The 12097-nt window shown below is 66.6% G+C and carries 8 protein-coding genes; 7 read left to right on the top strand and 1 reads right to left on the bottom strand.

The window, feature by feature from the left end:
* Window positions 1-30 precede the first annotated feature (30 nt).
* The 3 genes from FUT88_RS04855 to FUT88_RS04845 all read left to right on the top strand — a co-directional run bounded on the left by FUT88_RS04855 (window position 31) and on the right by FUT88_RS04845 (window position 1352).
* Window positions 31-255, top strand: a complete 225-nt coding sequence (locus tag FUT88_RS04855; RefSeq protein WP_186829241.1) for a signal peptidase — start codon at window positions 31-33, stop codon at window positions 253-255.
* 139 nt (window positions 256-394) lie between these two features.
* The gene (locus FUT88_RS04850) at window positions 395-979 is read left to right on the top strand and encodes a MerR family transcriptional regulator (RefSeq protein ID WP_147214056.1); all 585 of its coding nucleotides are present in this window, start codon (window positions 395-397) and stop codon (window positions 977-979) included.
* A complete protein-coding gene (locus FUT88_RS04845) occupies window positions 882-1352 on the top strand; it encodes a carboxymuconolactone decarboxylase family protein (RefSeq protein ID WP_147214055.1) in 471 nt (156 codons plus the stop codon). The genes FUT88_RS04850 and FUT88_RS04845 overlap by 98 nt, the downstream gene beginning before the upstream one ends.
* Here FUT88_RS04845 and FUT88_RS04840 read toward each other — a convergent pair.
* Window positions 1292-2608: a hemolysin family protein gene (locus tag FUT88_RS04840; protein WP_147214054.1), complete on the bottom strand. Its 1317-nt coding sequence runs from the start codon at window positions 2606-2608 to the stop codon at window positions 1292-1294. The genes FUT88_RS04845 and FUT88_RS04840 overlap by 61 nt on opposite strands.
* A gap of 484 nt (window positions 2609-3092) precedes the next feature.
* On the opposite strand from FUT88_RS04840, the gene FUT88_RS04835 reads away from it, so the two are divergent.
* The 4 genes from FUT88_RS04835 (at window position 3093) to FUT88_RS04820 (ending at window position 12095) form a co-directional block, all read left to right on the top strand.
* Window positions 3093-5924, top strand: a complete 2832-nt coding sequence (locus FUT88_RS04835; protein WP_261797001.1) for a bifunctional glycoside hydrolase 114/ polysaccharide deacetylase family protein — start codon at window positions 3093-3095, stop codon at window positions 5922-5924.
* Window positions 5911-9987, top strand: a complete 4077-nt coding sequence (locus tag FUT88_RS04830) for a tetratricopeptide repeat protein (protein WP_147214052.1) — start codon at window positions 5911-5913, stop codon at window positions 9985-9987. Before FUT88_RS04835 ends, FUT88_RS04830 begins: the two co-directional genes overlap by 14 nt.
* A 72-nt stretch (window positions 9988-10059) precedes the next feature.
* Window positions 10060-10620 carry a penicillin-binding protein activator LpoB gene (locus FUT88_RS04825; RefSeq protein ID WP_147214051.1) on the top strand — a complete coding sequence of 187 codons (561 nt, stop codon included), beginning with the start codon at window positions 10060-10062 and terminating at the stop codon, window positions 10618-10620.
* Window positions 10620-12095 carry a PelD GGDEF domain-containing protein gene (locus FUT88_RS04820; protein ID WP_147214050.1) on the top strand — a complete coding sequence of 492 codons (1476 nt, stop codon included), beginning with the start codon at window positions 10620-10622 and terminating at the stop codon, window positions 12093-12095. Before FUT88_RS04825 ends, FUT88_RS04820 begins: the two co-directional genes overlap by 1 nt.
* Window positions 12096-12097: the final 2 nt, after the last annotated feature.

Raw genomic sequence — 12097 nt, 5'->3', positions numbered from 1 at the left:
CAAACCAGTCTCTTCTATAAGGACAACACGATGAACAAGCTCCTGGCTGCCCTCGTGGCTACAGTCTTCAGCGCCGGCGCATTTGCGCAGGCTTCCGCCCCGACGGCACCCGCTGCGCCCGCCGCCGCTGCGCCGGCACCTGAAGCCTCGGCTCCGGCCGCAGGCGAGAAGAAGGCACAGCATCACAAGAAGAAAAAGAAACGCGACCACCGTCCGAAGCAGCAGGACAAGAGCGCGTACGGCGTAGGCGGCTGATCTGCGGTAGCCCGCCGATTTTTCTGCACACCCGGGCGCCGGCCTCCGAAAAGGGGCCGGCGCTTTGTTTTGGGCGACCCCGAAGAATTCGCGTAAAGTCGCTTGACTTAGAGTGCGCTCTAACTTCTAAGCTCCGTTCATGACCACATTCCTGACCATCGCCCAAGTTGCAGAAGCCACCGGCCTGTCGACGCATACGCTGCGCTATTACGAGCGCATCGGCCTGCTCGACAGCGTGCAGCGGCGGGATAACGGCCATCGTGTCTTCCGTGCCGAAGACATGACGTGGCTCGAGTTCCTGCTGCGCCTGCGTGATACCGGCATGCCGATCGCGCAGATGCAGGCGTACGCCGCGCTGCGGCGCCAGGGCGACAGTCTGGAGAGTGTGTCGGCGCGCCAACGCCTGCTGGAGTTGCATGCGGCGGCGCTGGAAGCGGAGCTGCGCGCGCGGGCCGAAACGCTGGCCGTGCTGCGCGTCAAACTCGTTGTCTACGACGGCATCCGGGCGCGGATTGAAGCCGCGAAAGCCACGGAAGGCACGGAGGCTACGGAAGGCGCGAAGGGCTCTGCTTCCTCATCTCTCAAATCGAAGCACAAGCCGAAACGCCAACCGAACGAGGACGCACATGACCCAGACCACCCACACCGCACAAGCCGCAAACCACGCCAACCTGCAGGACGACCGCTACGCTCGGGGCTGGCAAAAGCTCAAGGAAGTCGATGATGTGGCCGGCGAACGCGTGGTCGAGGCCATGGCCGACATCGCGCCGGACCTCGGCCGCTACATCGTCGAATTCGGGTTTGGGGACGTCTACTGCCGCCCGGGCCTGACCCTGCGCGAGCGCGAGATCGCCACCATTGCCGCGCTCACGGCGCTGGGCAACGCGGCACCGCAGTTGAAGGTGCACATTGCGGCGGGGCTCAACGTGGGGCTCACGCGCAAGGAGATCACCGAGACGATCCTGCAGATGGCGCTATACGCGGGCTTTCCGGCGGCCCTCAACGGCATGTTTGCCGCCAAGGAAGTGTTTGCCGCTCACGACGCCGAAGGCACGGTCGCTGCCGGCGGGTCGATGCGCCGCGACACCAGCAACTGATCGATGCGGTGGTTGTCGATGTCGAGCACTTCAATATGCAGCGGCCCGATGTCGACGCTTTCGCTCTTCTTGGGAATGCGCTTGAGCGCGTAGATGACCAGCCCGGCAAGCGTTTCGACGTGGTGTTCGCCGGGCAGGTCGTCGAGGTCGAAGGCGCGCTTGACGTCGCCCAGCGGCGTGACGCCGTCGATCAGGCACGAGCCGTCATCGCGGCGCACGATCTGCTCGTCTTCGCCCAGGTACAGGATGTCGCCCATCACCGCGCCGACAATGTCGTCGAGCGTCACCACGCCCACCACCAGCCCATATTCGTTGACGACCGCGCCAAAGCGCTCGTGCATTTCGCGAAAGCGCGTGAGTGCCTGTGACAGGTTCAGCGTGTCCGGCAGTACCAGCAGGTTCTTGTCGTAGTGCTTGCTGATGTTGCGGATCACGGCGGAGGATTCCTCCGACAGGATCTGCTGCAGGATGTCCTTGGACGCGATGAAGCCGAGCACCGAGTCGATGTCTTCGCGGCAGACGAGGTATTCCGCGTGCGGCTGCGCAATGATCTTCATCTTGATCGACTCCAGCGGCTCGTCCACCGTGAAGTAGATCACCTCGTCGCGCACGGTCATCACCGAGGTGATGGTGCGCGATTCCAGTTCGAAGACGTTTTCGATCACCGCCAGCTCGTGCTTGCGCAGCACGCCGGCCTCGGCACCCGCGCCCACCATGGCGGCGATGTCTTCGGTGGTGATCTGGTCGACGCGGTGCGTCGGCACGCCAAACAGCTTGAGGAACATGTCGGCGGCGCCGTTGAACAGCCACACCACGGGCCGCAGCACGCGCAGGCACGACTGCATCGGGCCGATGATTGACATCGCGCAGCGCTCGGGATAAAGCACGGCCAGGCGCTTGGGCAGCAGGTCGGCAAAGAGAATGAACAGCCCCGTCACGATGATGAAGCCGGCGATGCTGGCGATCCGTTCGGCGCGTGCAGCGGGCAGCCAGTCGCTCAGCGCCGCGGCCAGCGGCCCCGAGATCTGGCTGTCGCCGATGACACCGGCCAGGATGGCCACGGCATTCACCCCGATCTGCACCACCGTGAAGAAGTTGCCGGGCATGTCCTTGAGCTGCAGCACGCGCAGGGCGCGGGTGTCGCCGTCGTCGGCCAGGGTTTGCAGGCGCGTGCGCCGCGATGCCGTGAGGGCGATTTCAGAAGCGGAAAAAAAGGCGCTGATCAGGATCAGCAAGGCAAGGAGGAGGGCGGACATGGTGGCGGGGCCGTCCGGGCAAGTCGCGTCGTTGCGCAGCGACAACTGCACGGTCGCGTGGAATGTGGCTTCGGCTGATCATGGTGCAGCCCTGATCGCTTTGTCAAACCACGGCGTGCGCGGCTGATCTCAAACAATTGTTTATGTCCGAGAGGGGTGGGCGGTCATCAAAAATGTGGTTTGCTGTGTACCCATGGCATCGGCGATACTTCACCTTCGGACACATTGTCTCGGGATGCCTTGCGGGGCCTGCGTTTGCGGGCGGCGACCGGGAAGAAAAAAAAGCGGTTCCGGACGGCGTGATGAGAGGCGCCGATCTTCAGTGCCGGCGCAGATCGGCCTAATTGATGCACATAGTTGCATAGCGGAGTGCCAGTTCATGTGGGTTCTCAGCCGTTTACAGCGGCGCACCGGGGGGAAACGGGGGAATACGGCGGGGACGATCGCACGGTTGGCTGGGCTTTTTGCCGCAGCTGCCGTATCGATGCCTTGTACGACGTTTGCGCAGCAAACGCCTGCCACCACCGGGTCCGGTGCGTCTGGGGTTGCATCTACCGTCTCGGCCAGCGCGCCGAACATCGCGTGGTACTACGGCGACAAACCGCCCGTGGCCCAGTTGCGCGCCTTTGATGCCGTCGTCGTCGAGCCCGGCCACGGCTTCGACCCATCGCAGTTCAAGACGCCCAGCACGCAGTGGTTCGCCTACGTGAGCCTGGGCGAGGTCACGCCCGAGCGGAGCTGGTTCAAGGCCTTGCCCAAGGCGTGGTTGCTCGGCGACAACGCTGCGTGGGCCTCCCGCGTGGTCGACCAGGCCCAACCGGACTGGCCGGCGTTCTATGTCGAACACGCCATCAAGCCGCTGTGGGACAAGGGCTACCGCGGCTTTTTCCTCGATACGCTCGACTCGTACCACCTCGTCGCCAAGGACGACGCCTCGCGCGCGGCACAGGAGGCCGGCATGGTGCGCGTGATCCGCGCGATCAAGGCGCGCTACCCGGATGCCAAGCTGATGTTCAACCGCGGCTTCGAGATACTGCCGCAGGTGCACGACCAGGCGTATGCGGTGGCGTTTGAATCGCTGTATCGCGGCTGGGACCAGGGCGCCAAGCAATACAAGACGGTGAACGACGCCGACCGCGACTGGCTGATGGGCCAGGCGCGCAAGATCCGCGACGAATACCACCTCCCGGTCATCTCGATCGACTATTGCCCGCCGGCTGACCGTGCCTGCGCGCGCGATACCGCCAAGCGCATCAAGGCGCAGGGGCTGATCCCGTATGTGACCGATCCAGCGTTGACGACCATCGGGGTCGGGCGGATCGAGGTGCTGCCGCGCAAGGTGCTGATCCTGCAGGAACGCGCCCCGCGCACCACCGTCGAGACCAGCGAGGGCGTGCGCTTTGTCGCCATGCCGCTCAATTTTCTGGGCTACGACGTCGAATACGCCGACATCAATCAACCGCTGCCCGCCGACGTGCCGCCCGACCGCTATGCCGGGGTGGTGGTGTGGGTGAATACGAGTCCGGTCAAGCAGGTCGCGGCGCTCAATGCATGGGTGCGCGCCCGCATGCGCGACGGCGTGCGCATTGCCTTCATGAACCGGTTCGGCCTGCCGGTGGACGGCAGCCTTGCCGACATGCTGCACCTGCAATACGTGCGCGGCATGGCCAATGCCGGTGCCCGCAACGGCGGGCCGGTGTCGGTGGTGTCGCAAGACAGGATCATGGGCTTCGAGATGCCGCCCCGGCCGCTGGCGAACGAGACGGTGCCCGTCCGGGCCGGCGCCTCGGCGCAATCGCTGTTGCGCTTGAAGTCTGGCAACCAGGAGTTTGACGCCGCGGCCATTACGGATTGGGGCGGCTACGTGATGTATCCGTTCGCGGTGTTCTCGATGGAGACCATCGACCAGGCGCGCTGGGTGGTGCAGCCCATCGAGTTTCTGCGCCGCGCGCTGGCGCTGCCCGACATGCCCATCCCCGACCTGACCAGCGAGAACGGCCGCCGCCTGATGCTCGTGCACGTGGACGGCGACGGCTTTGCCTCCCGTGCGGAATTCCCGGGCCCCGAATATTCGGGCGAGGTGTTGCTGCAGGAGGTGTGGGACAAGTACCGCATTCCGACCACGCTTTCCGTCATTGAAGGCGAGGTGGGCCCGACGGGCCTGTACCCGAAGATTTCGCAGCGGCTGGAAGGCGTTGCCCGCAAGATGTTTGCATTGCCGTATGTCGAGCTGGGCTCCCATACGTATTCGCACCCATTCGACTGGAGCCGCACGGTCCAAAGCCCGACGGCGGGCCCCGGCAAGGACGCGGGCGGCGGCGATACCGCCTTCACGCTGACCATTCCCGGCTACAAGTTCAGCCTCGACCGCGAGATCGCCGGCTCCATCCGCTACATCGACGAGCGCCTGGCGCCGCCGGGCAAGCGCGTGAAGGTCCTGCAGTGGTCGGGCGACTGCCGGCCGCCCGACGTGGCCGTGCGCATGGCGTGGCAGGCCGGTGTGGTCAACATCAACGGCGGCGACACCATCATCACGCGCAGCTCGCCGTCGTGGACGGACATTGCCCCCATCGGCATCGACAAGGGCCCCGGTGCTTACCAGGTGTTTGCGCCCAATCAGAACGAAAACGTCTATACCAATGACTGGACGGGGCCCTACTACGGCTTTGAACGCCTGATTGAAACGATGCAAATGACCGACGCGCCGTACCGCTTCAAGCCGATCAACATCTACTACCACATGTATTCGGGCACCAAGCTTGCGTCGCTCAAGGCCCTGAAAAAGGACTACGACTACGCGCTCTCGCAACCGGTGTTTCCCATCTACACCACGGAATACGTCTCGAAGGTCATGGACTTCCGCGACATGGCCATCGCCCGCGATGATGACAACTGGGTCGTGCGCGGCAACGGCGACTTGCGCGAACTGCGGTGGATGGCGCCCGGCACGCCGCGCCTAGCCGATGCCCAGGGCGTGGTCGGCTACGACAAGGCAGCGGGCGGTATCTACATCCACCTGGACGACGGCGCGGCACGCTTTGCCATGGCGCCCGCCGGCGAGCCGGCCAAGTCTGCGTACATTGCCGAAGCCGCAGCCTTTGTGCGTGATTTCTCGCGCAGCGGCAACGGCCTGTCGTTCGAAGCCGGCGGCTATTACAAGCCGTTTGTCCGATTGGCCAACGTTGGCGCGTGCCGCGTGAAGGTCAACGGCGCGCCGGCCCACACCACCCGTGCACAAGGCGATACGGTGCGCGTGGATTTGAACGGCACTGCCGCCCAATCCGTGACCTACCAACGCATCGATGTGGTCTGCTGACCTGACCCCGCGCGAACGGCTGCTTCCGCCCTGGCTGATCGGCACGCTTGGCGCGCTGATCGGGCTGGCGCTCGCCCTGATGTTTCCGCGTGAGCGGCTGGAAGCGCGCCTGCTGGAAGGCGGCAAGGTCGATGCCCTCTCGGTGGCGTATCTCGAAGCCTGGCTGCGCGTGCGCCCGAATGACGGCGAATTCCTGAGCGTCCTGGCCGCGCAGTACGTGCGCACCGGGCGTCTGAACGAAGCCGAAGCCATGCTCAACCGCATGCGCGCGCTGCACGACAAGACGCTCGAGCGTGAAGCGCTGCTGCTGGAGATTGCGATTCGCGAGCAGCGCGCCTATGCGCTGCAGCCAAAAGACCCGCAGCGCGCGTCGATCCTGAATGACTTGCGCGGCCTGCTCAAGCAGGCGCTGGACTACCGCTGGACCGCCGCCGAGCTGGAAATCCTGGCCGGCAAGGCGCGTGCGCTGGATCAGGGCGCGATTGCCGTGCAGTTCTACCAGCGCCTGGCCAAGCAGGACGTGGCGCGCGCCGCGCAATGGCAGGCGCGCACCGCCGAGATTGCCCTTGGCGTGGGCGAATACCGCGCCGCGGCCGCCGCCAACTTTGCCGCACAGGCCAGCGCCAAATCGCTCGACGAGCAGCGCCACTACTTCATCGCCGGGCTCAAGGCGCTGCAGGGCGGCAACCTGCTCGACGACGCCATGACCGAAGCGCAACGCCGCGCGGGCCCGCTTCTCGACGACACCGAAACGCTGCGCTTCCTTACGCGACTGGCCCTGGCGTGCAACCGGCCGGATCTGGCCGATCAGTACGCGCGCCGGCTGCTGCATCTGTCGTGGCGGCAGACGGAGGCCGGCATTGCGCTGGCGGCGGGTGCCGCGCGGCATGACTGGACCTTCGCGGGCCGGCCGGAGCCGTTGCCATCCCCCACGGATGCAGTGTTCATGGATGGGCCGGAAGGGCTGGCCCGCCGCCAGCGCCACGTTGCACGCATCCGCCGCGTGGCGGACAAGGTAAGCGATGGCACCGTCCCTGCCGCTCCCACCGCACGGCCCACTGGAGGCGAGGCCATCGCGCGCGGCATTGCGCCGTTCAATGCCGACGATTACGACCTCGCGTACCGCGTCTTCATGAGCAGCGGCAACCTGAACGACGCCATGCGCGTGGCCGAAGCCGCCGTGCGCCAGCGCCCGGACCTGAAGATCTGGACCGAGCGCGCCGCGCAGGTATCGGAGTGGAACCGCCAGCCGATGTCCGCACTGAAATATTGGTTGGCCTACGCGCAGTCAACCGGTGACGACGCGGCCTGGCAGAACGTGCTGCGCCTGGCGCCTGCCCTGAACGAAGACCACGCCTATCTGGCCGGCTTGCGCTACAAGGCCAGCCGCCAGCCCGGCGACATGAAGCTCCTTGATCAGGTCATTGCCGCATATGAGCGCCTGGGCGAGCCGTTGGAAGGGCTGGCCTATCTGAACGGCATTGCGCGCGGCCCCCATCGGCAGGCGATCCTGGAGCGCTACGCCATGCTGGCCGAGCGCGCCGGCAAGGACGACCAGGCCTACGACACCTACGTGCGCCTGCAGAAGGAGTTCGGCCCGAACGCGCGCTATGCGCTCAAGCTCGCCAACATGCTCTACGTGCGCGCGCAGTTCGAGCAGGCGCTGTCCGCCATGGAAGCCGCCAGCAAGGTGGCCTCGCCGACGGACGATCTCTACTGGCGCACGTTCGCGCAGCTCGCACGCCTGAACCAGCGCGACGACCTGTCGCGCGAGGCGTATCGGCAACTGCTGATTGGCGGCAATGCGCAGCCCGACGACCTGTCGGCCATGATCGATTTCTACGACGCCAGCCCCATCGATGCCGGCCGCCTGGCTGAACTGGCCTTCCACAAGAGCGGCACGATGGCCTCGTTGCAGCAGGCCATCTACTACTACACGCGCGCCCGTGCCTTCCGCCGCATCGACGGGCTGCTGGCCTCGCTCACGCCGGAACAACGCCGCGCCGCCGAGCAATCCCCCGGCGTGCTCGGAGCCCGCGCCGAGTACTACCGCCAGAACGGCCAGTGGGATCTCGCCATGCGCGATCTGCGCCGCGCCGTCTCGTTGCCCGATGCCGGCAGCGACGTGAAAGCCGCCTTCCTGTGGGGTCTGCTCGATTCCGGCCAGAACGATGAACTCAAGCGTGCGCTCGCCCTGTGGCGTAGCGAAGCCGAAAATGATTCCGCCTACTGGGGCGCGTATGCCGCCGCCGGGCTGCAGTTGTTCGACGCCAACCTCGCGCTGCGCTTCCTTGGCCGCCAGGGCAATTCGATGCGCAATGATCCGCTCTGGCTGTTGGCCTTTGCCGATGCGCGTGAAATGGCCGGGCAAGCCGATGCTGCCTGGCGCCTGCGCCGCGAAGCGTGGTGGTTGCTGTGGCGTGCCGAGGGTGGTGAGGGTGCCGGCGCGGACGCTGCAAACACCAAGGACAAGGCCCCCGCCAGCCGCCGCGTCGGCACGCGTGTCGTCGTAGGCAGCAACGGGGCGGGCAACGATGCCGTACCGCTTGAAGACGGCGCCCGCACCGAACTGCGTGCCCGCCGCGTTGCGCTGGCGCAGACGTTCGGCTCGGGCGATCTTGCACAGCGCTTGCTGATCGAGCTGCTGCGCGATGACCGCCGCGCGACGCGGCAGGCCCGCGAAGGCGGCAGCGCGACCGTGCAGAAATCCGAGCTTGGCGACATCGATGCGCTGCCGCCGGAGCCGCCCCAAGACCCGGCAGACAAGCGCAAGAACGCCCGCGTGAGCGACCAGCTCGTCTCTGCCGTCGCCAAGGAGGCCGCGCTCGGCTGGGCGCTGTCGCAGGAGGCGAACGATCTGGCGCGTGCGTGGCTGCTGCAGCAATACACGCGCCGCATGACGCGTCCGGCTTATGCCGAGATCTCCATCGCCCTGGCCGAGCGCGATCTGCAAACGCTCAACCGCCTGCTGGACGACACGCCCGATCGCATCCCGCTCTACAACCGCATCGATGCGAACACGCTCACGGACCGCCTGGGCGAGGCGCAGCGCCTGTCGTTCGAAGGTCTCACGACCGCACCCGACGACGAGCAGATCCACCAGCGCCTGCAGGAAACCCTGCTGACGAACGCGCAGGCGCTGGAGCCGCGCGAAACGTGGTTCAAGCAGGCGCCGCTCACGTACTTTGAAAGCAGCGCGGCTGCCGGCATCCGCCTGACCGATCACTACAGCATGCTGGTGCGCGCCACGCAGCGGAACCAGCGCTCGACCGACGAAACGCAACTGACTGGCGTGCCCGCGCAGGACCGCCGCGTCGATTGGATCTCGCAGTACCAGACGCAAGACAGCCAGTGGAAGGGCACGGTGGGCTGGCGCCAGGGGCTGGCGTCGTTCTACGCGTTCCGGCTGGATGGCCTGCTGGGGCAGACCGGTCCGTTCGGCACCGAGCTGTCGGTCGGCCGCAACCAGCCCGCCGACGAAACCACGCAGCTGCGCGTGGGCGGCATGAAGGATCTGGTGTCGATCGGGGGCAACTGGCGCCTGACGCAGCGCGAATACATCCGCGCGCGCATCGAGGGCAACCGCTTCTACGGACAGGACCGCTCGTTCCTGGGCAGCGGCATGGTGTTCGACGCCGAAGCCGGTTACCGCTTCCGCGTGGAATACCCCGATTACACGATCCGCGTGGTCGGCACGCGTGCGAACTACAGCGCCTCGGGCGCGCCGAGCGCGTTGCTCGGGCGGCTCCTGCCTGCGGCCGCCACCGGGGATACGCCGCCCGATGCCACCGCCTTCATGCCGCAGTCGTTCACGCAGTTCGGCCTGCTGTTCGGCTTTGGCACGGACTATCTTGATCGCTATACGCGTGCGTGGCGGCCGTTCATGGATGTCGGGCTGCTGCACGACAACCGCGAAGGGTGGGGCACGCAACTCCAGCTCGGGGTGGCGGGCAGCGTGTTCGGCAACGACCATCTGGCGCTGGTGTTCAGCCATGCCTCCATCACGCGCGCCGGTACCTCGCCGATGACGGAGATCGGCCTGCGCTACCGCTGGCTCTACTGACGACAAGCAAGAACAAGACAACGGGGAAGCAACGACATGAAGCACACAACGGAAGACTCCAGGGAGAACGCGATGACACCCTTGATCAACACGATGAAAGCCGGCCGCCGGCGCTGGCTGGCAATGGCTGCGGGCGTTGGGGCGGCGCTGGCGTTGTCCGCCTGTGCGGTGGTCGATAGCGGCCGCGCGCCGGCAACCAGCGCGTCGGATGCATGGGTCGTGCTGCCCATCGTCAACTACACCGAAACGCCGCAGGCCGGCCTGCGTGCCGAGACGATCGCGGCCAGCATCCTGAAGGCGCGTGGTTTCTCCAACCTCAAGCAATATCCGGCCAACCTGAACAGCGAATCGCTGTTCGAGCCTGCCGAGCGCGAGGCCGTATCGCGTGCGCTGGATTGGGCGCGCGGCGAGAAAGCCCGCTACGCGCTGACCGGCGCCGTGGATGAATGGCGCTACAAGGTCGGCGTGGACGGCGAGCCCGCCGTCGGCATCACGCTGCAGGTGATTGACGTGCAGACCGGCAACGTGATCTGGAGCGCAGCCGGCAGCCGCACCGGCTGGAGCCGCGATGCCGTGTCGGCGGTGGCGCAGAAGCTGCTGCGCGAACTGCTTTCGCCGCTGGGCCGGGGCTGATGAAGACCGAGTCCGCAGGTTCCGCCCAATCGGCCGGCCGCGCCACCGCCGATGCACGGGGCCAGACCGGGCGAACTGACCGCCGGCGCAACGCGCAAGGCATTGGCGCGTCGACCTGGTATGGGCGGCTGATTGCGCCTGCCGTGTCCAGCCCGAGCGCTGTGCTCGAAACGCTGGGTGCGGTGGTGGTGGCCATCGGCATCGTCTGGGTGTTCTCGCCGGACAACCCGCTGCTGCTCGGCTACGGCTTTCCGTGGATCTGGCTGGTGCCGCTCATCCTGGCGCTGCGCTACGGCACGCTGCTCGGCGCGCTGGCCGCGCTGGTGGTGCTGGGTGCCTGGGCCGTGTTCTACGGGCAGACGGCTGCCGCCGGCAGCTTCCCGCGCATGTACTTCCTGGGCGGCCTGATGCTGGTGCTGGTTGGCGGGCAGTACGGCGATATCTGGGGCGCGCGGCTGTCACGCGCGCGCACCGTCAACGGCTACCTGAACGACCGGCTGGCGGCGCTCACCAAGAACCACTTCCTGCTGCGCCTCTCGCACGAGCGCCTGGAAAACGACCTGCTGGCCAAGCCGACCACGCTGCGCGACACGCTCACGCAGCTGCGCAATATCGCGCTGGCCGCGCGCGAGCACGGCTCGGCTGACAACGCCCCGGACGTAGCGCAACTGCCCGGCGCCGAGCCCTTCCTGCAATGGACGGCACAGGCCTGCCAACTGGAAGTGGCGGCCATGGTGCGCGTGACGGGCAACCGCATCGATACCGAACCGGTGGCCCGCGTGGGGGCGCCCTTCGACATCGTTGCCGATGACCCGCTGATCCGCCATTGCATCGACACCCACACGCTGGGCCACCCGCAGGCCCCTGAGCTGCGGAACGTGAACAACCCGGAAGACAGCTCGCGCTACGTGGCATGCGCGCCGGTGCTCTCGGGCGCGGATGAGCTGATCGGCCTGGTGGTCGTGCACCAGATGCCGTTCCTCTCGCTGTCGTACGAGAACCTGCAGTTCCTGCTCGTGCTGCTCGGCTACTACGCCGACGGCGTGCGCCACCTCACCGTCAGCTCCGAGATCCTGGATCTCGTGCCCGACGCGCCGTACGAGTTCGCGCTCGACCTTGGGCGGCTGGCGCGCCTGCATCGCGACACCGGCATCGATTCGTCGGTGGTGGCGCTCATCTTCGACCAGGACGAGGCCAGCGATGCGCTGTTCGAGAGCGTGGTGCGCAGCCGCCGTGCGCTGGACGTTGTCTGGCAGGCGAGCGGCAAGGGCCGCCGCGCGCTCATCACGCTGATGCCGCTGTCGGGCGCGGGCGCCGTGTCTGCGTATCTGGTGCGCATCGAAGACAGCCTGCGCGCGCAGTTCGGTGTCGATTTCGAGGGCGGGCACATCAGCGTGCAGACGTTGCATGTGACCGGCGAGCATCCGGGCGAAGCGCTGCAGCGCTTCCTCTCGCGCTGCCATCTCGATGCATAGGG

The organism is Ralstonia sp. TCR112 (genome assembly GCF_007997035.1).
In the GTDB taxonomy this organism is placed as follows: Bacteria; Pseudomonadota; Gammaproteobacteria; order Burkholderiales; family Burkholderiaceae; genus Ralstonia; species Ralstonia edaphi.
This window is presented reverse-complemented; position numbering and strand designations above follow the sequence as displayed.